This is a genomic window from Pseudomonas fluorescens, from assembly GCF_040448305.1.
Taxonomy (GTDB): domain Bacteria; phylum Pseudomonadota; class Gammaproteobacteria; order Pseudomonadales; family Pseudomonadaceae; genus Aquipseudomonas; species Aquipseudomonas fluorescens_BH.
In genome coordinates this window covers 5,891,392-5,914,773 of sequence record NZ_CP148752.1, presented here as the reverse complement: position 1 = coordinate 5,914,773, position 23,382 = coordinate 5,891,392, and the positions used below count along the sequence as shown (strand labels likewise).

Genomic DNA, 23,382 nt, shown 5'->3' with positions numbered 1-23,382 from the left:
TGGACTGGCGCGACGTGCACTATAAGCCGGACGCCCGAAGGGCGGCTAGCATGCCTTGAGTTGTGGCGAAGTGCCAGCCCCTGTCCGTCGGCTGGACTGCCACCGGTCATTAAGGTAGCTTTGCCGGTTACGCGGGAGCGTTCCAGCTCCTAGACTCAGACTTTTTCAGCGTCGCCTCTTACGGACGACGCGCACGGTCTGGCCGGGCATTGCCTGCGCTCCAATCATTCATCAGTCACTGACCCTAGGTTCTCCATGGCTCAATACGTATTCACCATGCATCGGCTGGGCAAAGTTGTTCCGCCGAAGCGGGAAATCCTGAAAAACATTTCTCTGTCCTTCTTCCCTGGCGCCAAGATTGGCGTACTCGGCCTCAACGGTTCGGGTAAGTCCACGCTGCTGAAAATCATGGCTGGCGTTGACACCGAATTCGACGGCGAAGCCCGCCCGATGCCGGAGCTGAACATCGGTTATCTGCCGCAAGAGCCGATCCTGGACCCGACCAAAACCGTGCGTGAAGTGGTCGAGGAAGCGGTCAGCGTGATCAAGAACGCCCAGGCGCGCCTGGACGAGGTCTACGCGGCTTACGCTGAAGAAGACGCCGACTTCGACAAACTGGCTGCCGAACAGGCCAAGCTCGAAGCGATCCTGCAAGCCAGCGACGGTCACAACCTCGATCGTCAGCTGGAAGTCGCCGCCGACGCGCTGCGCCTGCCAGCCTGGGACGCCAAGGTCGAAGTCCTCTCGGGTGGTGAGAAGCGTCGTGTGGCCCTGTGCCGCCTGCTGCTGTCCGCACCGGACATGCTGCTGCTCGACGAACCGACCAACCACCTGGACGCCGACTCCGTTGCGTGGCTCGAGCACTTCCTGCACGACTTCCCGGGTACCGTGGTCGCGATCACGCACGACCGTTACTTCCTGGACAACGTTGCCGGCTGGATCCTGGAGCTCGACCGCGGCGCGGGCATTCCTTACGAGGGCAACTATTCGGGTTGGCTGGAAGCCAAGTCCGATCGTCTGGCTGCCGAATCCAAGCAGCAGTCGGCTCACGAAAAAGCCATGAAGGAAGAACTGGAGTGGGTGCGCAAAGGCGCCAAGGCCCGCCAGTCGAAATCCAAGGCTCGTCTGCAACGCTTCGAAGAAATGCAGTCGCAGGAATTCCAGAAACGCAGCGAAACCAACGAGATCTACATCCCGGCCGGTCCACGCTTGGGCGACAAGGTCATCGAGTTCAAGAACGTCACCAAGGGCTATGGCGACCGCGTGCTGATCGACAATCTGTCGTTCGCCATGCCTAAAGGCGCCATCGTCGGCGTGATCGGCGGTAACGGTGCCGGTAAGTCGACCCTGTTCCGCATGCTGATGGGCAAGGAAACGCCGGATTCGGGCAGCATCGAAGTCGGTGAAACCGTGCAGCTTGCTTGCGTCGACCAGAGCCGTGAAGACCTGGACGGCAGCAAGACCGTGTTCCAGCAGATCTCCGACGGTTCCGACCAGATCCGCATCGGTAACTACGAGATCCCGTCGCGTACTTACGTCGGTCGCTTCAACTTCAAGGGTGGCGATCAGCAGAAGTTCGTCAAGGACCTGTCTGGTGGTGAGCGCGGTCGCTTGCACCTGGCCCTGACCCTGAAGGAGGGCGGCAACGTCCTGCTGCTCGACGAACCGTCCAACGACCTCGACGTTGAAACCCTGCGTTCCCTGGAAGAAGCCCTGTTGGACTTCCCGGGCGCCGCCATTGTGATCTCCCACGACCGGTGGTTCCTTGACCGCGTCGCGACTCACATCCTGGCGTACGAAGACGACTCGCAAGCGGTGTTCTTCGAAGGTAACTACACCGAGTACGAAGCCGACCGTAGAAAGCGCCTCGGCGAAGCGGCTGCCCAGCCGCATCGTGTACGCCACAAGAAACTGGCCTGATTTCAGGTTGGTTGCATAAAGAGCGGAGCCTTCGGGCTCCGTTTTTTTTGCCTGTGTTTTTTCAATGATTCCGCGGCGCGGCTATCGCGAGCAGGCTCGCTCCCACAGGGTTTTGTGGAGGCCACAAATCCCGATCCACCATAGATCCCTTGTGGGAGCGAGCCTGCTCGCGATAGCGGTGTTTCTAATGGTGCAAGACTTGAATTGCGAATCCCTGTACAGGTGCAAAAATGCTGAAAAAAACAGGTTAATTTATATCCCGTGCACCATTTAATTTCATAAATGCGACATTCTGCGCTGTTCTTGTGCGTGAATCGTTTGTTACAGTCCGGCTCAATCTCCTCCAACGACAATAAATTTGCCGAGACTTTTCCATGATCGAATCCGTCGAATCCTTCCTTGCGCGCCTGAAAAAACGCGACCCGGACCAACCCGAATTTCACCAGGCTGTCGAAGAAGTCCTACGTACCCTGTGGCCGTTTCTTGAAGCCAATCCGCATTACCTGACCTCCGGCATCCTGGAGCGCATCTGCGAGCCGGAGCGGGCGGTGGTGTTTCGCGTATCGTGGGTCGACGATCAGGGCCAGGTCCAGGTCAATCGCGGATTCCGCATCCAGATGAACAGCGCGATCGGCCCGTACAAGGGGGGGCTGCGTTTCCACCCGTCGGTGAACATGGGCGTGCTGAAATTCCTCGCCTTCGAACAGACCTTCAAAAACTCCCTGACTTCATTGCCCATGGGCGGCGGTAAGGGTGGTTCGGACTTTGACCCCAAAGGCAAAAGCGACGCGGAGGTCATGCGCTTCTGCCAGGCCTTCATGAGCGAGTTGTACCGCCACATCGGTGCCGACGTTGACGTGCCGGCCGGGGACATCGGTGTCGGCGCGCGGGAGATCGGTTTCCTGTTCGGCCAGTACAAGCGCCTGAGCAACCAGTTCACCAGCGTGATGACCGGCAAAGGCCCAAGCTACGGCGGCAGCCTGATTCGCCCTGAAGCCACCGGTTTCGGTTGCGTGTACTTCGCCGAAGAAATGCTCAAGCGCCGCGGTTTGGCAGTCGAGGGCAAGCGAGTGGCAATCTCCGGTTCCGGCAACGTTGCGCAATACGCGGCGCGCAAGGTCATGGACCTGGGCGGCAAGGTGATTTCGCTGTCCGACTCCGAGGGTACGTTGTATTGCGAAAGCGGTTTGACCGAGGAGCAATGGCTGGCGGTTCTGGAGCTGAAAAACGTACAGCGCGGGCGCATCCGTGAACTGGCCGGCCGTTTTGGCCTGGAGTTCCGCGCCGGTGAGCTGCCATGGAGCCTGAGCTGCGACATCGCGCTGCCGTGCGCAACGCAAAACGAACTGGATGCCCAAGCTGCTCGCACCTTGCTGCGCAACGGCTGCATCTGCGTGGCCGAAGGCGCGAACATGCCGACCACCCTTGAGGCAGTGGATCTGTTCATCGAGGCGGACATTCTGTTCGCGCCGGGCAAGGCATCCAACGCCGGTGGTGTGGCGGTGAGCGGGCTGGAGATGTCGCAGAACGCCATTCGCCTGGCGTGGACCGGTGGCGAAGTGGACAGCAAGCTGCACGCGATCATGCAGTCGATTCACCACGCTTGTGTGCATTACGGCGAAGAGAATGGCCGGGTCAACTACGTCAAGGGCGCGAACATCGCCGGCTTCGTCAAGGTTGCCGATGCCATGCTGGCCCAAGGCGTCGTTTAAGCCGGTTCGATGCGGATCACTTCTATCAATTGATCCCCGACGGGGCGCTGCCACAGCACTTCGTCGTTGAGTCGTGCACCGAGCAGTGCCCGACCCAGCGGCGAACTCCAGTTGATCAGGCCGTGAGCAGCATCGGCCTGATCTTCGCCCACCAGTTGTACCCGGCGTTCGGTGGCATGTTCGTCGGCGTAAGTCACCCAACTGCCGATTTGCACTTTCTCGGTCGAGGTCGCAGCGAGTACGACCTGAGCGCTGCCCAGGCGCTGCTTGAAGTAACGCAAATCACGTTCGAGATCGGCCAGGCGCTGTTTGTCCGCCTGCTCGCCTTTTGCCGATTGCTCGGCATGCAGGGTTTGCAGTTCGGCGACTTTTCCCTGCAACAGGTCCAGGCCTTGCGGCGTGACGTAATTGGGCTGCGCACTGACCTGCCGTTCTACAGGCTGATCGGCTTGCGAGGCGGCGTTATCTTCATTGACGAAGGCACGGCTCATGGAATTCTCCCGGTATAGGGTTTTGGCCATGGTCGCAGGCATTTGGTTTCAGCAAATGTCTGAAAGCGACTTACGGCGAGCGATAGGCCCGTGCGGCGTCCTGATCCTTCTGCTGCCAGGCTTTGTCCCGTTCCTCCAGATGACTGTTGCGTTCATCCCCGCGGTCCTGGATACGCCGCCCATAGTGAAAGTCTAGAAGTGGATTCGTCGGGTGTATGTGAAGGGGGGGCATGCATTTTGTCGAACGCCACATAACCCCTGTGGGAGCGAGCCTGCTCGCGATGGCGGTGTATCAGCCCAACAAATGTTGGCTGACACTACGTTTTCGCGAGCAGGCTCGCTCCCACAGGGAGTTGCGTTGCGTTCGGGTCAGTAGTGATACCACTTCAGCTCCAGCATCACTTCGTTCTCGGCCGTCGCCAAATGGCTGAACTCGCGCTGGGCGCTCAAGCGCAGGCCGAGATTGCGGGATATTTCCCACTGCTGATTCAGGCTCAGGCTACGACGCACTTCACCATTGGTGAAGAAATCGCCCTTGGCTTCCAGGCTCAAATTGCCCAGCGGGTTTTTCCACAGCACACCACTGTTGAAGCCGGCGGCCGGGACAATAAATGCGGCGAAGTCGTTGTTGTGCTCGATACGCACGGTGCCCAGGGCAAAGCCGAGCGTGTCGTCGCCCAGTTGCCAGGTGCCACCGCCCCCGCCGTTGACGTGGCTGACCAGGGTTTGGTCATCATGCTTGCCCGGCACCCGCTCCAGACCACCGGTGACTTGCCATGACAGCGGTTGCAGCAACTTGTTGCGCGGGGTAAGGGAACGAATGGTTGCCAGGTCCAGTTGCTGCACTTGCCATTCGTTGCCTTCGTACTGGCGCAGTTTCAATTGCAGGATTTCGATCTGCGCGCCAAGGGGAAAGCTTTCGTTGTTGTCATTGAGGTCGTGATAAGCCATGCGCAAGCCGTACTCGCCAAAGGCTTTATCTCCACGGGTGCCGAGGCCGAGCTGCCAGGTGCGGGACTCGTGACCGTCCTCAGGCAGGCCCGGTTGCGGGATATCCAGCTCCGGCGCTGGGTTCTGGTTGATTGCCCGCAGCAGTTCGAAGCTGCGCTGGGCGCGCGCCGGGTCGCGCTCCTGACCGTTGGCGCGGTAACGCTCCAGGCGATAGGCCGCATCGATGATCAGCGCCTGGCGGTCGCGGGGTTGAGCCTTGAAGGCCGGGTCTTGCAATTGTTTCTGATCGGCGCTGACTTTCAGCACCCATTGCTGTTCTTCAGGGTTCAACGGCTCGGCGCGACTGAGCAGTTCGCGCTCCCGGGACGGGCGATACTGGATCGATTCCACCAGCCCGGCCTCTTTCACGGCTTTGACGGTGTCGGTCGGGATGGCGGTGAGCGGGAATTGCTCGGTCAGGCGCAAGCCCGGGCGGGCCACTTGCAGCAGTTCCAGCAAGCGGTACGAGCAGTTCTCGTCGAAGAAGAAATAGTCGAACTTGATCTGCTTCAGCTCCCAGACGTGCTCGACCATGCGCGCGGTTTCCTGTTGGGTCAGGTTCAGGCGGTACTCCCACAGGTCGCGGTTTTCCAGGCTGCGGTATTCCGAGAGTTTTTCCTGGTAGGGCACCATCGCGAACAGACCGGGATAGCCGCCCATCAGGCCTTTCCAGGCATAGATGATGCTGTTGTCCGAGCCCTCGATGTAGGCGCCGAAGTTGATCGCGTAACTGAGCAGCGAAGTCTTGTCGCTCTTCACTTCGGCCTGGTCGATGCGCAGCAGGGTATGGCCGAACATCGAGGACGGACTGTTCAGGTAAGCCGCCGGGAAGATCATCACCGCGCTGTCGGGCGAGACGTCCTTGAACCATTGCTTGAACCCGGCGCAGTCCGGCGTCGGCAGGCCGGCCAGGCCGAGTTGTTCTTTCAGCCAGCGGGTGCGGGCAGGGTAGACGCATTGAGCGTGTGTTTCACCGGCACTGGCCGGGGCGTACAAGGCTTGTACAGTCGCCGCCAGTTCATGGTCCGGATGTTCATTGCCGTCAGCGGCGAGGAAAAATTTCCGGTCGCTGACATAGCTGCGCCAGCCACCTGGCTTGGCGGTTTCGTAATGGCCCAGGGATATCCAGAAAGGGTCGTTGGCCAGTTGCTGCAAACGTTGTGGGTCGATCTGAGGCGCGGCGGACAGCGGGGCGCAGGCACACAGCGCCAGCCAGGCAAGGCGTTTGAGCATAGATGGCAACTTAAATACTTGAGAAAAAGACCCAAAAAGAGGCAGGTCCAAAAAGCAAAACCCGCTTCCCGAAAGAAGCGGGGCAGGTCGAGCTTAAGCTTGAGTTGCGTACTTGGCCAGACGAGGGTCGGCTTTGAGCACGGCCAGGGTGTTGGTATGCACGTCTTCGGCAGTCACGTCAGCCTTGCTGAAGATCTGCTGGAAGTGCTCGTGAGTGACGGCGGCGAAGTGCGCACGGTCTTCCGGCGCCACGCCCAGTACCACGGCATAGGTGGTCAGCGCTTCGCCCTGACCCTTGGCCATGTCTTCGGACAGCTCGTTCATCATGCCATTCATGGCAAACCAGGATTTGCCGCCATAGGTCAGCGACGAATTGGTCGCGCAACCGTTGGTGCCGGAGGTCATGCCGAAGGTTGCGTTGCCGGAGGTGCCGTTGGTGGTGGATGCCAGGAAGTGAGCCGGAGTACCACGCTGGCCTTCGAACAGCATGTTGCCCCAGCCGCAATCCGGGCCGCCTGGCGCCTGAGCCATGGCGTTGATGGATACAGCAGTGAAGAGAGTACCGAGAAGAATCCGTTTCATAGCTTTGTTCTCTTTATGTGCCTACCAATGGACAAGGAGTCTGGCCCGTCTGGTGCCAGTGGGCCGGTCATTAGTCCAGCCGCGCAGTTTGGAGTTTAGGCACGATCACGGGGTTCCGTGATTTTTTGCAAAACATTCATGGGAAACGGCAGCGCAGGCCCGGCCCGCCTGGGGTTGGTGGGTTGTCGATGCTCAGGCCTGCGGCGCTCCTTGCCAGTCGGGCATGGGCGGCGCCAGAATGCTGTCATCTGCCCCGCCTGATTGTTAAGGAAGCCCGATGCCTGATCCTGTTGCTGCCAGCTTGCGTCTAGCGCCCGAAGCGCTGACCCGTCCGTTTTCCGCTGAACAGTTCAGCTTCTCTACCACCAATGATCTGGAGCCCTTTCGCGGTGTGCTTGGCCAGGAACGTGCGGTCGAAGCCTTGCAGTTCGGTGTGGCCATGCCACGCCCCGGTTACAACGTATTCGTCATGGGCGAGCCCGGCACTGGCCGGTTCTCGTTCGTCAAACGCTACCTCAAGGCCGAAGGCAAGCGCCTGCAGACCCCGGCGGACTGGGTCTACGTCAACAATTTCGATGAGCCGCGCGAACCACGTGCCCTGGAATTGCCGTCGGGCACTGCCGGTAACTTCATTGGAGATATCAACGGTCTGATCGACAACCTGCTGGCGACCTTTCCGGCAGTCTTCGAGCATCCGTCCTACCAGCAGAAGAAAAGCGCCATCGACCGCGCCTTCAACCAGCGCTACGACAAGGCCCTGGACGTCATCGAGCGTCTGGCACTGGAAAAGGACGTCGCGCTGTACCGCGACGCCAGCAATATCGCCTTCACCCCAATGGGCGACGGCAAGGCGTTAGACGAAGCTGAATTCGCACAATTGCCGGAAGCCGAGCGCGAGCGCTTCCACGAGGATATTTCCGTGCTGGAGGAGCGCCTGAACGAAGAACTCGCCAGCCTGCCACAATGGAAGCGTGAGTCGAGCAACCAACTGCGTCACCTCAACGAAGAAACCATCACCCTGGCCTTGCAGCCATTGTTGTCGCCATTGTCGGAGAAGTACGCCGAGAACGCGGCGGTATGCGGTTATCTGCAAGCCATGCAGGTGTACTTGCTCAAGACCGTGGTCGAGCAATTGGTGGACGACAGCAAGATCGACGCTGTCGCCCGCAAGTTGCTGGAAGAACAATACGCGCCGAGCCTAGTGGTTGGTCATTCGGCCAGCGGGGGTGCGCCGGTGGTGTTCGAGCCGCACCCGACCTACGAAAATCTTTTCGGTCGCATTGAATACAGCACCGATCAAGGCGCGCTGTACACCACCTATCGGCAGCTGCGGCCGGGTGCCTTGCACCGGGCCAACGGTGGTTTCCTGATCCTTGAAGCGGACAAAATGCTCAGCGAGCCGTTCGTGTGGGACGCGCTGAAACGCGCCCTGCAATCGCGCAAGCTGAAAATGGAATCGCCGCTGGGTGAACTGGGCCGTCTGGCCACCGTGACCCTGACACCGCAACACATTCCGTTGCAGGTCAAGGTCGTCATCATCGGTGCCCGTCAGCTGTATTACACGCTGCAAGACCTCGATCCGGACTTCCAGGAAATGTTCCGCGTCCTGGTGGATTTCGACGAAGACATCCCGATGGTCGACGAGAGCCTGGAGCAGTTTGCCCAGTTGCTCAAAACCCGTACTTCCGAAGAAGGCATGGCTCCGCTGACCGCCGATGCGGTGGCACGCCTGGCGACCTACAGCGCGCGTCTGGCCGAGCACCAGGGGCGCTTGTCGGCGCGTATCGGGGACTTGTTCCAACTGGTCAGCGAGGCGGATTTCATTCGTCACCTGGCAGGCGATGAAATGACCGACGCGGGGCACATCGAGCGTGCGCTCAAGGCCAAGGCCACGCGGACCGGGCGGGTTTCGGCGCGGATTCTCGATGACATGCTGGCCGGGATCATCCTGATCGACACCGCGGGCGCGGCGGTCGGCAAGTGCAACGGCTTGACGGTGCTGGAAGTCGGTGACTCGGCCTTTGGTATTCCGGCGCGGATTTCCGCCACGGTATACCCGGGCGGCAGCGGCATTGTCGACATCGAGCGCGAGGTCAACCTCGGCCAGCCTATCCACTCCAAAGGCGTGATGATCCTTACCGGTTATCTGGGCAGTCGTTACGCCCAGGAGTTTCCGCTGGCGATTTCCGCGAGCATCGCCCTGGAGCAATCCTATGGTTATGTCGATGGCGACAGTGCTTCCCTGGGCGAGGCCTGCACCCTGATCTCGGCCTTGTCGAAAACCCCGCTCAAGCAGTGCTTTGCCATCACCGGTTCGATCAACCAGTTCGGCGAAGTGCAGGCGGTCGGCGGAGTCAACGAAAAGATCGAGGGCTTCTTCCGTCTGTGCGAAGCCCGCGGGTTGACCGGCGAGCAGGGGGCAATCATTCCTCACGCCAACGTCGCCACGCTGATGCTCGACGAGAAGGTGCTGGCGGCGGTGCGTGCGGGGCAGTTCCATGTCTACGCGGTCCGTCAGGCCGACGAAGCCTTGAGTTTGCTGGTCGGCGAGCCGGCCGGCGAGCCGGACGAGAATGGCGCGTTCCCTGAAGGCAGCGTGAATGCGCGGGTCGTGGAGCGCCTGCGGGTTATCGCGGAAATGATCAGTGAAGATGATCTGAAGGAAGCCGAGAAGGAGTTGGCGCAAGAGGCGTTGGCGGAAACCAAGCCGGCTTGATGCGCACTTGAACTAACTCACACCGCTCTACTGTGGGAGCGAGCCTGCTCGCGATGAGGAACTGACATTCAACCCATGTGTTGACTGACGGTCCGCCTTCGCGAGCAGGCTCGCTCCCACATTTTTATATATGTATTGCCGAAAAAGCGTCATCGAAATGACGTCAATATTCACGCTGTGACCATTCGGCGCCTTTCGGTCTCGCCTCGGCCTGCAAGGCAGACTTTTCTTCTATTCTCAGCTCAAGGATATCGATAGTAATCACAGGATCGAAACAGCCTTCCCATGGGGGCTGAATACCGGATCTACCGAGGGTCGCCGCCATGTCGCGCAACCTCTGCCTCACCCGTCAATGCCTGGGCCTTGTGACCCGTATCGAGTGCTCCATCCGTCCATTGGCGGGAGATACGGGCATGTGGACTCTGCTGTTCGCCGCCGGAATGGCCGGTGAACAACCTTCGGCCATCAAGGCCCAAGGCCCGTTTCACGGTCCATTCGTCGCTGAATCAATCCTCGACACCATCGTTGAAAGCCTGACCTTGCACGGCTACGAGTTGGCCGACGATCCGCAAATCTGGTGCCTGCATCTGCAAGCCCAGCTACGGGAAATCAACGGTGGTCGCTGCCGGAACATGGGCGGTTTCGAGTTTCACCCCGAGCACTGAGTCGCACTATTGATCAAGGCGCGTCATGTCGGCCTTGTCGAGTTTGACCTCGAAACCATATTGCACGGTGTCGAGGTCAGTGCGCTGATAGGTTTCCAGGCGCGTAGGCTGCCCGTAGAAGTAATGCACGGCAAACTGCGCCGGACCTTGTGCGCTCGCGTCATGACTGACCGATAGAATCTCCTTCAAGTAATTACCGCTGTCGTCCTTGGCGAAAAAGCGCCAGTCCTGGGCGGGGAATGCCTTCAGGTCCACCACCAGTGCGTTGTCCTTGAGCGCGAGGCCTTTGGGCATTTGACGGGCATCGACGGTTTTCTTTTCGACCGTGGCCAGGAACAGCGGCATGGAGCCCACTGCATAGGCTGGGGTTTGCGGAAACAGATTCAGATCGTAAGTGATGGTGCCGCGCAGAGGGTCAATCTGGTACGCCTCTGGTGGCAGTTCGATCGGTTCGTCGCGTTTGCCAGCAGCGTCTTCGGTAAAGAAACTCACCGGACTTTCACCGGGGTTGAACGAGGTGCCGAGCAGTTCATCGTTAAAGGTGCGCAGGTGAGTGAACTCGATTCGCGCAGCGCTGGGGTCGTCGACCGACTGACTGATGTTGACGTTCTTTTTCAGTTGCTCCTCACTCAGCGTTGCTCCTTTCAGCCAGCCCACCGCCTGGTCGTCATAGACCACCACGGGCAGGTTCAAGGGCTGGATGGACTTGGCCGTGGTATTGGCATCGAAACGCCGGATCGGAAGGTCGAGGTTCTTTCGGGTGGCCGTGACGGCGGAAAAATCCAGCATGCTGACTTCGAGGGTTTCGATCGTCCCGTTGAAGTACACCTTCGAATAATGTCGAGCCTGCTGTTTCTCAAAGTTGCGTTGTTCTTCGTCGAGCTGTTTTTCCAGGGCCTCGCTCCAGCTCTTCTGCTGCTGCATCTTGGCCAGCTGCTGCTGATAGAAGGCAATTTGTACCGAGGTTTCATTGATTGAGCCGGCGCGCGAGATAAATTGCCCGGTGCTGTCTTTGGCCTGGACGATCAGCGGGTTCAGCGGTGTATCACTGACTTCAGGGGCCAGCGGCGCGCTGTTGTTGTATTCGATTTCCGCGTAGTTGTTCGTCAATGTGAGCAGGGTGACGCTCAGGTTGTCATTGGTGCGGGTCTGGCCTACGTCCTTTTTCGTCAGGTCGAAGCTGTAGAGGCGGCGTGGCGCGATGACTTCGACTTTGCCTTGCAGGCTCACCGGTTGCGGTTGCTGCTTTCGGTCGATGTCGAGGCCTTCGATGAAGGGGTAGGCCAAGGTCAGGTCATCGGGGTTGGTCAGGTTGGAGCTCGATGGGCTGAGCTGAATGCCGGGGTCGGTTTCCGACCATTCCGGCTGGAATGGAATCACCCGTTTGTTGCTTAGCGTGACCGACTGCCATTCCAGGCCGTGGGGAAACAAAAACGCGGCAGGAACGCTGAAAGTGAAGGGGAACACTGGCTGCAGATCGGTCAGGTAGTCGGAGCCGGAGTCCTTTTGCAGCACGAACAACCCGTTGATGTAGGTATCGACCAGAGCCTGCGGGGTCGGGTAGTGCTTGAGCATGGCGAGGGCGTCTTCGCCGTATTCGGTTTCCACCGGCTTGCTGTCGAGCTTGAGTTGCGCGCGTTCGAGCAGCAGCAGTGAGCCGCCCAGCTCTGACACGGCATCCTTGAGCTTCGGATCCTGGATGGCGTCCAGCGATTTTTCGAACAGCGCGGTTTTTTCTTCGAGGCTGAGCTGGCGCTTTTCATCGCTGGGTGAGCAGCCGCTCAGCAGCAGCGCCAGGAAAATTCCGGCACTCGTCAAAGGCAATCGCACATCCATTTCCAGTCTTCCTGTCCGACATCGCTGAGCAGTCAATGATTTGGACACTAGCAGAAAAACTTTGATACACAGGCGCAGGTGGCGGATTTTTCGACGGTTTCTGGCTGCTTCTGGGTATAGACGGGTGGCTGGTATACTCGCGGCCATTTTCAGACCAACATGTGAGATTCAATGGAACGCTTTATCGAAAATACAATGTACGCCTCGCGCTGGCTGCTGGCGCCGATCTATTTCGGCCTGTCCCTCGGGCTGTTGGCGCTGGCACTGAAATTCTTCCAGGAAGTCTTCCACGTCATCCCAAACGTGTTTTCGATGGCCGAATCGGACTTGATCCTGGTGCTGCTGTCACTGATCGACATGGCGCTGGTGGGCGGTTTGCTGGTGATGGTGATGATTTCCGGCTACGAGAACTTCGTCTCGCAACTGGACATCGACGACAGCAAGGAAAAGCTCAACTGGCTGGGCACCATGGACTCTTCGTCGCTGAAGATGAAAGTGGCCGCGTCGATCGTGGCGATCTCGTCCATTCACCTGCTGCGCATCTTCATGGACGCCAAGAACGTTGATCCTGAACATCTGCAGTGGTACGTGATCATCCACATGACCTTCGTGATCTCGGCATTTGCCATGGGTTACCTGGATAAACTCACCAAGCACTGATTTCAACTTCCATTGCGGGTTGCAAACCAGACGGGCGGCGTCGTTTGTGGCTTGTGCTTTGATGCGCTGAAGCCTATCCCTGTAAAGAGGCTCGCTACTGCGTGAGGTGCGCTCATGAACCTGCAAGAGTTGAATGCGTATGCCATCGCCGGGAAGGTGGACGAGCTGAACCTGATCTCGATGGAGGGCGGCATCTACCTGCTGGAGGCGCGGATGCATGGCACGGCGTATCCCTTGAGCGATACGCACGGGCACATGATGAGCCTGCGTTCGGTGGAGCATGCCCGCGATGTGCTGCGCTCCTTTCCCAAGTTGCACTTCAACCTCGTGCACACGGTCGTGCATGACGAAATGTGTGGGTTGGTTGCCGATGTCGAGGAAAACCTGAAGGTGCCGATCGCCTGACGTCCCTCATCAATGGCATGACATCTGTGCTAGTCTGCTGGCCCTTTTGGTTCCGGGCGCTCCGGGACGCGCTGTGCACGCATGGCAAGTTCCCGAGCCGTCCGCACAGCGGAGTAGTGTCATGTCCGAAGTAAATCTGTCCACCGACGAAACCCGCGTCAGCTACGGTATTGGCCGTCAGCTGGGCGATCAACTGCGCGACAACCCGCCACCGGGCGTAAGCCTGGACGCGATCCTGGCAGGTCTGACCGACGCATTCGCCGGCAAGCCAAGCCGTGTGGGCCAGGAAGAAATGTCCGCCAGCTTCAAAGTCATCCGCGAAATCATGCAGGCCGAAGCTGCAGCCAAGGCTGAAGCGGCTGCTGGCGAAGGCCTGGCCTTCCTGGCTGAAAACGCCAAGCGTGACGGCATCACCACTCTGGCTTCCGGCCTGCAGTTCGAAGTGCTGACCGCTGGCGAAGGCGCCAAGCCATCCCGTGAAGACTCCGTGCGTACTCACTACCACGGCACCCTGATCGACGGCACTGTGTTCGACAGCTCCTACGAGCGCGGCGAGCCTGCAGAATTCCCGGTCGGCGGCGTGATCGCCGGCTGGACCGAAGCCCTGCAACTGATGAACGCCGGCAGCAAATGGCGCCTGTACGTGCCGAGCGAACTGGCTTACGGCGCTCAAGGCGTTGGCAGTATCCCGCCGCACAGCGTACTGGTGTTCGACGTCGAGTTGCTTGACGTTCTGTAATACCCGGCCTGTCTGCATGACAGGCTGATGTGGGAGCCAGCCTGCTGGCGATAGGGGTGACCGGTTTTTTCTTCAAGACCGCGTTGATACCATCGCCAGCAGGCTGGCTCCCACAGTTTTTTGGGTGTCGCTCATAGTTCGATCTTGTTGTGCAATTCACTCGTCGGGCGCAACGCCCGGGCATAGCAGAACAGAAACAGATTACGCACCAGTTCCTTGAGCACCACCGGCTCGCTGGAACTCAGGCCATTGAGGTCAAGATCACCCTGGTCCTGCAGTTCGCTCAAGGCTTCCTCTTCCAGCACCGCACAGACTTCCCCGGTTTCCCGATGCAGGATCCTGAGGTAAGGGTGTGGGCGGTCCAGCCAGGCATCGATCAAATAAGTCATGGTTCTCATCTCCACTGAGGGGTTTTATGAGAATAATTCCTATTCAATAAATAGCAAGGGCCTATTGGCGGTTTGCGCTTTTTTCCGGGTAAAGATTGCGTCAGGTCAAAACGACTGGCGTTTGGCTATTGCGAGGATTTACTGGGCGAAACGGGGGAGGGTGATGCGCCATCCCACGCCGGGCGCGGGATGGACAACAGCAGGTTCAGACTTTTCTGACGAACTCGGACTTGAGTTTCATCGGGCCGATGCCGTCGATCTTGCAATCGATGTCGTGATCGCCATCGCACAGGCGGATGTTCTTGACCTTGGTGCCGACCTTGACCACCAAAGACGTACCCTTGACCTTGAGGTCCTTGATCACGGTGATGGTGTCGCCGTCCTGCAGGACGTTGCCGACCGAATCCTTTTTCACTGCGTCATCGGACACAGCTTCGGCCTCACCGCTGGCGGACCATTCGTGGGCGCACTCGGGGCAGATCAGCTGGGCGCCGTCTTCATAGGTGTATTCGGAATTGCATTTTGGGCAGGGTGGCAACGTGCTCACTAAGGCTCCTTGGATTCAGGATCGCTAAAAAGCGCACATTGTATAGGGTTTTAGGAGGAAGAGGGCACAGCGCAGGAAAACCTGTGGGGAACAAACCTGTGGGAGCGAGCCTGCTCGCGATGGCGGTGTGTCAGTCAACATCACAGTCGACTATCAGATCGCAATCGCGAGCAAGCTCGCTCCCACAGGGTTTTGCAGTGTTGTCAGTGCGTACGCGCGACCGCGAACTCACTCAGTTCAACCAGTGCATCGCGATATTCGCTGGCAGGCAGCGCTTCGAGGCACTTGATCGCGCGGGCCACATAGTCACGGGCCAGTTGCGCGGTGTAATCCAGCGAGCCCGAGGCTTCCACGGCTTCGCGGATGCTTTCCAGATCTTCAATTCCGCCTTTCTGGATCGCCTTGCGCACCAGGGCGGCCTGTTCAGGCGTACCTTCGCGCATGGTGTAGATCAGCGGCAGGGTCGGCTTGCCTTCGGCCAGATCGTCACCGACGTTCTTGCCCAGGGTTTCGGCGTCGCCTTTGTAATCGAGCAGGTCGTCGACCAGCTGGAAGGCCACGCCCAGGTGATCACCGAAAGTACGCAGGGCTTCGGCCTGTTCCGGCGAGGCTTCGCACAGGGCTGCAGCACTGTGGGTCGAGGCTTCGAAGAGCATCGCGGTCTTGCCGCGGATGACTTCCATGTAGGTTTCTTCGGTGGTGCTGGCGTCACGAACCTTCGACAGCTGCAACACTTCGCCTTCAGCGATGATGCGCGTGGCTTGCGAAAGGATCTTCATCACTGGCATCGAGCCCAGCTCGACCATCATTTCGAAGGAGCGCGAATACAGGAAATCACCCACCAGCACGCTTGGCGCGTTGCCCCACATGGCGTTGGCGGTCGAGCGGCCACGGCGCATGCCGGACATGTCGACCACATCGTCATGCAACAGGGTAGCGGTGTGCAAAAACTCGATGGTCGCGGCCAGCAGGCGCAGGTCATCGCCTTCGCGACCCAGGGCCTTGCCACACAGCAGCACCAATAAAGGACGCAGGCGTTTACCGCCGGCCGAGGTGATGTAATCGCCGATTTTCGATACAAGCGGCACGCGCGAAGTCAGCTGCTTCTTGATGATGCCGTCGACGGCGCTAAAATCGTCCGCCACCGCGCGGTAGAAAGCTTGGGGTTGCATCAGCGACAGTCGCTCCAGAAGGGTTGCGCGGCATGCTAGGACCCGCGTCCGGGCCTGTCAAGGCGCGATGGACGGCCCCTTGCAAGGCGCTCGTGCCTTGCGTACAATCGCGCACCCTGAACTTCCTGGGCAGCACCTGCCTTACGCAATTGCAAGCGGGCCTCCAGCCCCATGCAGCCATGCCAGCCAATACCTCTTCTTATAAAGAGCTGGGTGAGCAGGATTATCGGAGAAATACCATGTCTTATGCAGTAATCGTTACTGGCGGCAAGCAGTACAAAGTCGCCCCAGGTGAATACCTGAAGATCGAAAAACTGGAAATCGCTACCGGCGAATCCGTTACCTTTGATCGCGTTCTATTGGTTGCCAATGGTGACGACGTGAATATCGGCGCTCCAGTTGTTGCTGGCGCTACCGTTGTGGCTGAAGTGATCTCCCAAGGTCGTCACGATAAAGTCCGCATCATCAAGTTCCGTCGCCGTAAGCACCACATGAAGCGTATGGGCCACCGCCAGTGGTACACCGAGATCAAAATCACCGGTATTCAGGCTTAATTACAGCCTAATTCCTCACTAGGAGAATTGAACTCATGGCACACAAAAAAGCTGGTGGTAGTACCCGTAACGGTCGCGACTCAGAAGCCAAACGCCTTGGCGTGAAGATGTATGGCGGCCAGGCTATCAAAGCAGGCAACATCATCGTGCGTCAGCGCGGCACCCAATTCCACGCTGGCTACGGCGTTGGCATGGGTAAAGATCACACCCTCTTCGCTAAAGTCGAAGGCGTGATCAAGTTCGAAGTAAAAGGCGCCTTCGGTCGTCGTTACGTGAGCGTAGTCGCAGCTTAATTGCGCGATCGCTGGAAAAGCCCTGTCTCGCGACGGGGCTTTTTCGTTTGTGGGGTGAGTCTCTTGCAAAGCTGTTTGTATGGGCTGTCGGCGTACGATGTAGGTGTCGTGGTTTAGGGTCGCTGCGCTCATTTTTGCAAGAGTCTTATGTCTTGATTGTTTTTCGGCTCGTCCGTATGGCGAGAGGCGTTTGTTATGAAGTTTGTTGATGAAGTATCGATTCGCGTAAAGGCTGGTGATGGCGGCAATGGCGCCATGAGTTTCCGTCGGGAAAAATTTATCGAGAACGGTGGCCCGAACGGCGGTGATGGCGGTGACGGCGGTTCCATCTACATGATGGCCGACGAAAACCTCAACACCCTGGTGGACTACCGTTACACCCGGCACTTCGATGCCGAGCGCGGCTCCAACGGCGGCAGCACCGACTGCACCGGCAAGAAGGGTGAAGACCTGATCCTGCGCGTTCCGGTCGGCACCACGGTGATCGACTCCGCGACTCAGGAAGTCATCGGCGACCTGACCAAGGCCGGTCAGAAGTTGATGGTAGTGCAGGGCGGCTGGCACGGTCTGGGCAACACCCGTTTCAAATCCAGTACCAACCGTGCGCCGCGCCAGACCACTCCGGGCAAGCCGGGTGAGCAGCGCGACCTGAAGCTGGAAATGAAAGTGCTGGCTGACGTAGGTCTGCTGGGTTTGCCGAACGCCGGTAAAAGTACCTTTATCCGTTCGGTTTCGGCTGCCAAGCCGAAAGTTGCCGACTACCCGTTCACCACGCTGGTGCCGAACCTGGGTGTGGTCAGCGTCGATCGCTGGAAGAGCTTCGTCATTGCCGATATTCCGGGCTTGATCGAGGGTGCTTCCGAGGGTGCTGGTCTGGGTATTCGCTTCCTCAAGCACTTGGCGCGTACGCGTCTGCTGCTGCACCTCGTGGATATGGCGCCGCTGGATGACGCCAGCGCACCGGATGCCGCTGAAGTGATCGTCAACGAGCTGATCAAGTTCAGCCCGTCCCTGGCGGAGCGTGATCGCTGGCTGGTCCTGAACAAGTGCGACCAGATCCTTGATGAAGAGCACGATGCGCGCGTCAAGGAAATCGTTGATCGCCTGGAATGGACGGGTCCGGTCTACGTGATCTCGGCCATCTCCAAGCTCGGTACCGAGCGTCTGTGCCACGACATCATGCGTTACATGGAAGATCGTGCTGATCGCCTGGCCAATGATCCGGCTTACAAGGAAGAGTTGGCCGATCTCGATCAGCGCATCGAAGACGAAGCTCGCGCGCAACTGCAGGCGCTGGATGACAAGCGTGCCCTGCGTCGCAGTGGCGTGAAGTCGGTCCACGACATCGGCGACGATGATTGGGACGAAGAAGATGTGGATGACGAAGACGGTCCGGAAATCATTTACGTGCGTGACTGATTCGTTGCGATAAACTTAAGCGCCGCTCAATCGAGCGGCGTTTTAGTATCTGGAAATCGATTGTTGGTCACGAATAACCACGAATAACGTCACGGGCAGTGCTAGGTCGCGCTGCCCTCAAGCTAAGGTTGAAGATGATGCGGAGCAAGGTGACAGGTGCGCAGCGTTGGGTCGTGAAGATCGGCAGCGCTTTGCTGACGGCGGACGGCAAAGGCCTGGATCGCGCGGCAATGGGTGTCTGGGTTGAACAGATGGTGGCCTTGCATGAGGCGGGTGTCGAGCTGGTGCTGGTGTCCTCCGGGGCGGTGGCGGCCGGCATGAGCCGTTTGGGCTGGACCTCGCGACCCAGTGCGATGCACGAACTTCAGGCTGCCGCCGCAATCGGCCAGATGGGGTTGGTGCAGGCCTGGGAGTCGAGCTTTGCCGAGCATGGCCGGCATACCGCGCAGATTCTCCTGACCCACGATGACCTGTCCGACCGCAAGCGTTACCTGAATGCCCGCAGTACCCTGCGCGCATTGGTCGAGCTCAAAGTCATTCCGGTCATCAACGAAAATGACACCGTGGTCACCGACGAAATCCGTTTTGGCGACAACGACACCCTGGCAGCGCTGGTGGCGAACCTGGTCGAGGCGGATTTGCTGGTGATCCTGACGGATCGCGACGGCATGTTCGATGCCGACCCGCGCAACAATCCGGATGCCCAGCTGATTTACGAGGCGCGCGCCGATGATCCGGCGCTCGACGCGGTGGCGGGCGGCACTGGTGGTGCGCTGGGTCGTGGTGGCATGCAGACCAAATTGCGTGCTGCGCGCCTGGCGGCCCGTTCCGGTGCTCACACCATCATCGTTGGTGGGCGCATCGAGCGTGTGCTGGACCGCCTCAAGGCGGGCGAACGCATCGGCACCTTGCTGTCGCCGGAGCGCGGCATGCTGGCGGCACGCAAGCAGTGGCTGGCCGGTCATCTGCAAACCCGTGGCACCCTGGTGCTGGATGCTGGTGCGGTGATCGCGTTGTCCCAAGGCAACAAGAGCTTGCTACCGGTAGGCGTCAAATTGGTGCAGGGCAGCTTCCGTCGCGGTGAGATGGTGGTCTGCGTGGCGCCGGACGGTCGTGAGATTGCCCGTGGCCTGGCCAACTACAGTGCGCTGGAAGCGCAAAAAATCATCGGTCAGTCGTCTGAGGCGATTGTCGGTCTGTTGGGTTACATGGCGGAACCGGAACTGGTTCACCGCGATAACCTGATCCTGGTTTGAAGGAATACCTGAATGCGTGTGGCAAAAGGATTGTTGGGATTGCTGCTGGCGATGCCACTGCTGGCTTCGGCCGAAGAGATTGGCCAGGTGTCGACGGTGTTCAAGTTTGTCGGGCCGAATGACCGGATCGTGGTCGAGGCCTTTGATGACCCCAAGGTCGACGGCGTGACCTGCTATCTGTCGCGCGCCAAGACTGGTGGGGTGAAAGGTGGTCTTGGTTTGGCCGAGGATCGTGCTGAAGCGTCTATCGCTTGCCGGCAGGTCGGGCCGATCAGCTTCAAGGGTGAGCTCAAGGATGGTGACGAGGTGTTCAAGGAGCGCACGTCCCTGGTGTTCAAGACCATGCAGGTGGTGCGCTTTCTCGACAAGAAGCGTAATACGCTGGTGTATCTGGTGTATAGCGATCGCTTGATCGAGGGCAGTCCGCAGAATGCGGTGACGGCGATTCCGATTTTGCCGTGGGCGAGCGCTCAATAGTCTGATGTAAGTCGAGCTGTGGGAGCGAGCCTGCTCGCGAAAACGGTGTGCCATTCAGCATCAATGTTGACTGGCATGGCCTCTTCGCGAGCAGGCTCGCTCCCACATTTTTTTGCGTCAGGTCCATCAAATCGCAGGCAATAAAAAACCGACCCTGAGGTCGGTTTTTTAATGAACGAGTCGCTTAGGCAGCAGCGGCAACGTTCAGGGCCTTGACGTGGCCATTCAGGCGGCTCTTATGACGAGCGGCCTTGTTCTTGTGGATGATGCCTTTATCGGCCATACGGTCGATAACTGGCACAGCCAGAACGTAAGCGGCTTGAGCTTTGGCAGCGTCTTTTGCGTCGATGGCCTTAACTACATTCTTGATGTAGGTACGAACCATGGAACGCAGGCTGGCGTTGTGGCTGCGACGCTTCTCAGCCTGTTTTGCACGTTTTTTGGCGGAAGGTGAGTTGGCCACCGTCGAGCTCCTCGAAAGACTTTTTAGGAAATAGCAAACAAAATAGGCCGCGAATCATGCCGATGAGTTGAGGTCTTGTCAAGGGCGGTTGAGACGTTCCGCTAAGTGGTAGGTGAAGCAAGCTTGGAGATTTCTTTCCAGCGTGCGACCTGTAAACTCGCGAGCTTTGGCTCTGTGCTGTTGCGGCGCGGAGTATCGCATAAGTAGGCGCGTAGTTCGCCTGCTGTTTATCGACAGGCACAAACTCTTTCCATGAATCTGCTCAAATCGTTGGCCGCCGTCAGCTCTATCACGATGCTTTCCCGGATTTTGGGATTTGTTCGGGACACCCTCATTGCGCGCGCATTTGGCGCAGGAATGGCGACCGACGCCTTCTTTATCGCCTTCAAACTGCCCAATTTGCTGCGGCGGATATTTGCCGAAGGGGCGTTTTCCCAGGCGTTCGTGCCAATTCTTGCCGAATATAAAAGCCAGAAGGGTGAAGAGGCGACGCGTACGTTCATTGCCTACGTCTCGGGCCTGTTGACGCTGGTGCTGGCGCTGGTCACGGCGTTGGGCATGATCGCCGCGCCGTGGGTCATCTGGGTGACCGCGCCGGGTTTCACTGACACGCCCGAAAAATTCGAACTGACGTCCAGCCTGCTGCGGGTGACCTTTCCCTACATCCTGCTGATTTCCCTGTCGTCGCTGGCCGGCGCGATCCTCAACACCTGGAACCGCTTTTCGGTGCCAGCCTTCGTGCCGACCCTGCTCAATGTCAGCATGATCATATTTGCGGTGTTTCTGACGCCGTACTTCGATCCGCCCGTAATGGCGCTCGGCTGGGCGGTACTGGTCGGCGGCCTGGCGCAGTTGCTCTATCAGCTGCCGCACCTGAAAAAGATCGGCATGCTGGTACTGCCGCGCCTGAACCTGCGCGACACCGGCGTCTGGCGTGTAATGAAGCAAATGCTGCCAGCCATCCTCGGTGTCTCGGTGAGCCAGATTTCGCTGATCATCAACACTATCTTCGCTTCGTTCCTGGTTGCCGGTTCCGTGTCGTGGATGTATTACGCCGACCGTTTGATGGAGCTGCCGTCCGGCGTGTTGGGCGTGGCGCTGGGGACGATTCTGCTGCCGACCCTGGCCAAGACCTACGCCAACAAGGATCGTCACGAGTATTCGCGCATCCTCGACTGGGGCCTGCGCCTGTGCTTCGTATTGGTGCTGCCTTGCTCCCTGGCATTGGGGATTCTGGCTGAGCCGCTGACGGTTTCTTTGTTCCAGTACGGCCAGTTCAATGCGTTTGATGCATCGATGACCCAGCGTGCCCTGATCGCCTACTCGGTCGGGTTGCTCGGAATTATTGTGGTCAAAGTGCTGGCCCCTGGCTTTTATGCGCAACAAAACATCCGTACACCGGTAAAAATTGCGATTTTCACCCTGGTGATCACCCAGTTGTTCAATTTGATGCTGATCGGCCCCCTGGCTCACGCGGGCCTGGCCTTGGCGATCAGTGCCGGCGCCTGTCTCAATGCCGGGTTGCTGTTCTATCAACTGCGCAAGCAGCAGATGTACCAGCCGCAGCCGGGCTGGGCGAAGTTCACTTTGAAGTTGCTGGTCGCGGTGGCAGTGATGTCCGCGGTACTGTTGGGTACGATGCACTTCATGCCGGCCTGGGAACAGGGGCATATGCTCGAACGCTTCTTGCGTCTGGGGGCATTGGTGGCGGCGGGTGTGGTGGCTTATTTCGGCATGTTAGTGTTGATGGGCTTCCGTTTGCGCGACTTCAATCGCAAGGCGCTGGGCTGAGGTTCTGGCCTTGATATACACGGGCGAGCCGGCGGTTTTGTCGGCTCGATCACTTTGGGTTACGGTGTTGCCTGTCGTCGGCCGCCGGGTGTGGTTATAATCGACCACTTTATGAGCAAGAAGCGCGTTATGCAGCTGGTTCGAGGCCTCCACAATCTGCGCCCCCAGCATCGGGGCTGTGTCGCCACTATTGGCAACTTTGACGGTGTGCACCGTGGCCACCAGGCTATCCTGGCGCGGCTGCGTGAGCGCGCGCTCGAGTTGGGTGTGCCCAGTTGCGTGGTGATTTTCGAGCCGCAGCCGCGAGAGTTCTTTGCTCCGGACACCGCGCCGGCCCGTCTGGCCCGCCTGCGGGACAAGCTGCAATTGTTGGCCGCAGAAGGCGTCGACCGTGTTCTGTGCCTGGCGTTCAACCAGCGCCTGAGCAAGCTCAGCGCCAGCGAGTTCGTCGATACGATTCTGGTGGATGGCCTTGGCGTCCAGCACCTGGAGGTCGGGGACGACTTCCGTTTCGGCTGTGATCGCGCGGGAGATTTCGATTTCCTGCAACAGGCCGGCATCGTTCAGGGTTTTACCGTCGAAGCGGCGCAAACCGTCGAGCTGGATGGCATCCGGGTCAGCAGCACACAGGTCCGCAACGCCCTGGCTGCCGCTGATTTCGCCCTGGCCGAACGCCTGCTCGGGCGGCCGTACCGAATTGCCGGTCGCGTATTGCATGGCCAGAAGCTCGCGCGGCAGTTGGGTACGCGCACCGCCAACATACAACTCAAGCGTCGTCGCGTGCCGTTCACCGGGGTTTACCTGGTGGATGTCGAGATCGACGGCAAGACCTGGCCCGGCGTCGCCAACATTGGCGTGCGGCCCACGGTTCAAGGTGATGGCAAAGCCCACCTGGAAGTGCATCTTTTAGATTTTGCCGGCGATCTGTATGACCGGCGTTTAACGGTGGTTTTCCACCACAAGCTGCGTGAAGAGCAGCGTTTCGCCTCTCTGGAGGCGTTGAAAACGGCGATCAACGCGGATGTCGCCGCCGCCCGTGCACTAGCCGCACCTAGCGCCCATCGCTAATGAA

22 protein-coding genes are annotated in these 23,382 nt (G+C 59.0%); 14 read left to right on the top strand and 8 right to left on the bottom strand.

Going from position 1 to position 23,382, the window contains the following annotated elements; all coding sequences use genetic code 11:
• Positions 1–255 precede the first annotated feature (255 nt).
• A complete protein-coding gene (gene ettA, locus WHX55_RS26950; RefSeq protein ID WP_150727021.1) occupies positions 256–1,920 on the top strand; it encodes an energy-dependent translational throttle protein EttA in 1,665 nt (554 codons plus the stop codon).
• A gap of 374 nt (positions 1,921–2,294) precedes the next feature.
• Positions 2,295–3,632 (top strand): NADP-specific glutamate dehydrogenase, encoded by a 1,338-nt coding sequence (gene gdhA, locus WHX55_RS26945; protein ID WP_353741607.1) that lies wholly within the window; start codon positions 2,295–2,297, stop codon positions 3,630–3,632.
• Here gdhA and WHX55_RS26940 read toward each other — a convergent pair.
• The 3 genes from WHX55_RS26940 to WHX55_RS26930 all read right to left on the bottom strand — a co-directional run bounded on the left by WHX55_RS26940 (position 3,629) and on the right by WHX55_RS26930 (position 6,928).
• A complete protein-coding gene (locus WHX55_RS26940; protein ID WP_353741606.1) occupies positions 3,629–4,123 on the bottom strand; it encodes a GreA/GreB family elongation factor in 495 nt (164 codons plus the stop codon). The two genes, gdhA and WHX55_RS26940, sit on opposite strands and share 4 nt — an antisense overlap.
• Before the next feature lie 369 nt (positions 4,124–4,492).
• Positions 4,493–6,346, bottom strand: a complete 1,854-nt coding sequence (locus tag WHX55_RS26935; protein ID WP_353741605.1) for a DUF4105 domain-containing protein — start codon at positions 6,344–6,346, stop codon at positions 4,493–4,495.
• A gap of 93 nt (positions 6,347–6,439) precedes the next feature.
• Positions 6,440–6,928: a DUF3015 domain-containing protein gene (locus tag WHX55_RS26930; protein ID WP_150727025.1), complete on the bottom strand. Its 489-nt coding sequence runs from the start codon at positions 6,926–6,928 to the stop codon at positions 6,440–6,442.
• Positions 6,929–7,205: 277 nt separating this feature from the next.
• Between WHX55_RS26930 and WHX55_RS26925 the strand changes: the two genes are divergently transcribed.
• Positions 7,206–9,644, top strand: coding sequence for an ATP-binding protein (locus WHX55_RS26925; RefSeq protein WP_150754979.1), 2,439 nt, complete (start codon positions 7,206–7,208; stop codon positions 9,642–9,644).
• A gap of 323 nt (positions 9,645–9,967) precedes the next feature.
• Positions 9,968–10,309: a hypothetical protein gene (locus WHX55_RS26920; protein ID WP_046041767.1), complete on the top strand. Its 342-nt coding sequence runs from the start codon at positions 9,968–9,970 to the stop codon at positions 10,307–10,309.
• 6 nt (positions 10,310–10,315) lie between these two features.
• Here WHX55_RS26920 and WHX55_RS26915 read toward each other — a convergent pair whose 3' ends face one another.
• Positions 10,316–12,145 carry a hypothetical protein gene (locus WHX55_RS26915; RefSeq protein ID WP_353741604.1) on the bottom strand — a complete coding sequence of 610 codons (1,830 nt, stop codon included), beginning with the start codon at positions 12,143–12,145 and terminating at the stop codon, positions 10,316–10,318.
• 171 nt (positions 12,146–12,316) lie between these two features.
• Here WHX55_RS26915 and WHX55_RS26910 point away from each other — a divergent pair, with 171 nt between their 5' ends.
• The 3 genes from WHX55_RS26910 (at position 12,317) to WHX55_RS26900 (ending at position 13,949) form a co-directional block, all read left to right on the top strand.
• Complete coding sequence (locus WHX55_RS26910) at positions 12,317–12,805, top strand: TIGR00645 family protein (RefSeq protein WP_150727027.1); 489 nt, start codon at positions 12,317–12,319, stop codon at positions 12,803–12,805.
• Between the two features lie 114 nt (positions 12,806–12,919).
• Complete coding sequence (locus WHX55_RS26905; RefSeq protein WP_150727028.1) at positions 12,920–13,210, top strand: DUF6482 family protein; 291 nt, start codon at positions 12,920–12,922, stop codon at positions 13,208–13,210.
• A 121-nt stretch (positions 13,211–13,331) separates the two neighbouring features.
• Complete coding sequence (locus tag WHX55_RS26900) at positions 13,332–13,949, top strand: FKBP-type peptidyl-prolyl cis-trans isomerase (protein ID WP_008052058.1); 618 nt, start codon at positions 13,332–13,334, stop codon at positions 13,947–13,949.
• Positions 13,950–14,080: 131 nt separating this feature from the next.
• Here WHX55_RS26900 and WHX55_RS26895 read toward each other — a convergent pair whose 3' ends face one another.
• The 3 genes from WHX55_RS26895 to WHX55_RS26885 form a co-directional block, all read right to left on the bottom strand.
• A complete protein-coding gene (locus WHX55_RS26895) occupies positions 14,081–14,338 on the bottom strand; it encodes a hypothetical protein (RefSeq protein ID WP_150727029.1) in 258 nt (85 codons plus the stop codon).
• A gap of 205 nt (positions 14,339–14,543) precedes the next feature.
• Positions 14,544–14,885, bottom strand: a complete 342-nt coding sequence (locus tag WHX55_RS26890; RefSeq protein ID WP_020798653.1) for a zinc ribbon domain-containing protein YjdM — start codon at positions 14,883–14,885, stop codon at positions 14,544–14,546.
• A 203-nt stretch (positions 14,886–15,088) separates the two neighbouring features.
• On the bottom strand, positions 15,089–16,057 hold the full coding sequence (locus WHX55_RS26885) for a polyprenyl synthetase family protein (RefSeq protein WP_150727030.1): 969 nt from the start codon (positions 16,055–16,057) through the stop codon (positions 15,089–15,091).
• A 239-nt stretch (positions 16,058–16,296) separates the two neighbouring features.
• On the opposite strand from WHX55_RS26885, the gene rplU reads away from it, so the two are divergent.
• The 5 genes from rplU (at position 16,297) to WHX55_RS26860 (ending at position 20,056) form a co-directional block, all read left to right on the top strand.
• The gene (rplU, locus tag WHX55_RS26880; RefSeq protein WP_003176051.1) at positions 16,297–16,611 is read left to right on the top strand and encodes a 50S ribosomal protein L21; all 315 of its coding nucleotides are present in this window, start codon (positions 16,297–16,299) and stop codon (positions 16,609–16,611) included.
• A gap of 35 nt (positions 16,612–16,646) precedes the next feature.
• Entirely contained in the window at positions 16,647–16,904 is a 258-nt protein-coding gene (rpmA, locus tag WHX55_RS26875) for a 50S ribosomal protein L27 (RefSeq protein ID WP_003281574.1), read from the top strand.
• A gap of 195 nt (positions 16,905–17,099) precedes the next feature.
• Positions 17,100–18,323, top strand: a complete 1,224-nt coding sequence (cgtA, locus tag WHX55_RS26870; protein ID WP_008052064.1) for an Obg family GTPase CgtA — start codon at positions 17,100–17,102, stop codon at positions 18,321–18,323.
• A gap of 137 nt (positions 18,324–18,460) precedes the next feature.
• Positions 18,461–19,579 carry a glutamate 5-kinase gene (gene proB, locus WHX55_RS26865; protein WP_150727089.1) on the top strand — a complete coding sequence of 373 codons (1,119 nt, stop codon included), beginning with the start codon at positions 18,461–18,463 and terminating at the stop codon, positions 19,577–19,579.
• A 12-nt stretch (positions 19,580–19,591) separates the two neighbouring features.
• Positions 19,592–20,056: a CreA family protein gene (locus WHX55_RS26860; protein WP_085718443.1), complete on the top strand. Its 465-nt coding sequence runs from the start codon at positions 19,592–19,594 to the stop codon at positions 20,054–20,056.
• Between the two features lie 184 nt (positions 20,057–20,240).
• Here WHX55_RS26860 and rpsT read toward each other — a convergent pair whose 3' ends face one another.
• Positions 20,241–20,519 carry a 30S ribosomal protein S20 gene (gene rpsT / locus WHX55_RS26855; protein ID WP_007970922.1) on the bottom strand — a complete coding sequence of 93 codons (279 nt, stop codon included), beginning with the start codon at positions 20,517–20,519 and terminating at the stop codon, positions 20,241–20,243.
• A 252-nt stretch (positions 20,520–20,771) separates the two neighbouring features.
• Here rpsT and murJ point away from each other — a divergent pair, with 252 nt between their 5' ends.
• Positions 20,772–22,310: a murein biosynthesis integral membrane protein MurJ gene (gene murJ / locus WHX55_RS26850; protein WP_353741603.1), complete on the top strand. Its 1,539-nt coding sequence runs from the start codon at positions 20,772–20,774 to the stop codon at positions 22,308–22,310.
• A 129-nt stretch (positions 22,311–22,439) separates the two neighbouring features.
• Entirely contained in the window at positions 22,440–23,378 is a 939-nt protein-coding gene (gene ribF, locus WHX55_RS26845; protein WP_150727032.1) for a bifunctional riboflavin kinase/FAD synthetase, read from the top strand.
• Positions 23,379–23,382 lie beyond the last annotated feature (4 nt).

Coding starts and splice junctions, on each gene's coding strand:
- gdhA (WP_353741607.1), top strand. CDS start 2,295: ATGATCGAATCCGTCGAATCCTTCCTTGCGCGCCTGAAAAAACGCGAC.
- WHX55_RS26930 (WP_150727025.1), bottom strand. CDS start 6,928: ATGAAACGGATTCTTCTCGGTACTCTCTTCACTGCTGTATCCATCAAC.
- WHX55_RS26915 (WP_353741604.1), bottom strand. CDS start 12,145: ATGGATGTGCGATTGCCTTTGACGAGTGCCGGAATTTTCCTGGCGCTG.
- WHX55_RS26920 (WP_046041767.1), top strand. CDS start 9,968: ATGTCGCGCAACCTCTGCCTCACCCGTCAATGCCTGGGCCTTGTGACC.
- rplU (WP_003176051.1), top strand. CDS start 16,297: ATGTCTTATGCAGTAATCGTTACTGGCGGCAAGCAGTACAAAGTCGCC.
- WHX55_RS26900 (WP_008052058.1), top strand. CDS start 13,332: ATGTCCGAAGTAAATCTGTCCACCGACGAAACCCGCGTCAGCTACGGT.
- WHX55_RS26935 (WP_353741605.1), bottom strand. CDS start 6,346: ATGCTCAAACGCCTTGCCTGGCTGGCGCTGTGTGCCTGCGCCCCGCTG.
- WHX55_RS26885 (WP_150727030.1), bottom strand. CDS start 16,057: ATGCAACCCCAAGCTTTCTACCGCGCGGTGGCGGACGATTTTAGCGCC.
- WHX55_RS26860 (WP_085718443.1), top strand. CDS start 19,592: ATGCGTGTGGCAAAAGGATTGTTGGGATTGCTGCTGGCGATGCCACTG.
- proB (WP_150727089.1), top strand. CDS start 18,461: ATGCGGAGCAAGGTGACAGGTGCGCAGCGTTGGGTCGTGAAGATCGGC.
- WHX55_RS26910 (WP_150727027.1), top strand. CDS start 12,317: ATGGAACGCTTTATCGAAAATACAATGTACGCCTCGCGCTGGCTGCTG.
- ribF (WP_150727032.1), top strand. CDS start 22,440: ATGCAGCTGGTTCGAGGCCTCCACAATCTGCGCCCCCAGCATCGGGGC.
- WHX55_RS26905 (WP_150727028.1), top strand. CDS start 12,920: ATGAACCTGCAAGAGTTGAATGCGTATGCCATCGCCGGGAAGGTGGAC.
- WHX55_RS26940 (WP_353741606.1), bottom strand. CDS start 4,123: ATGAGCCGTGCCTTCGTCAATGAAGATAACGCCGCCTCGCAAGCCGAT.
- rpmA (WP_003281574.1), top strand. CDS start 16,647: ATGGCACACAAAAAAGCTGGTGGTAGTACCCGTAACGGTCGCGACTCA.
- WHX55_RS26925 (WP_150754979.1), top strand. CDS start 7,206: ATGCCTGATCCTGTTGCTGCCAGCTTGCGTCTAGCGCCCGAAGCGCTG.
- WHX55_RS26895 (WP_150727029.1), bottom strand. CDS start 14,338: ATGACTTATTTGATCGATGCCTGGCTGGACCGCCCACACCCTTACCTC.
- ettA (WP_150727021.1), top strand. CDS start 256: ATGGCTCAATACGTATTCACCATGCATCGGCTGGGCAAAGTTGTTCCG.
- cgtA (WP_008052064.1), top strand. CDS start 17,100: ATGAAGTTTGTTGATGAAGTATCGATTCGCGTAAAGGCTGGTGATGGC.
- murJ (WP_353741603.1), top strand. CDS start 20,772: ATGAATCTGCTCAAATCGTTGGCCGCCGTCAGCTCTATCACGATGCTT.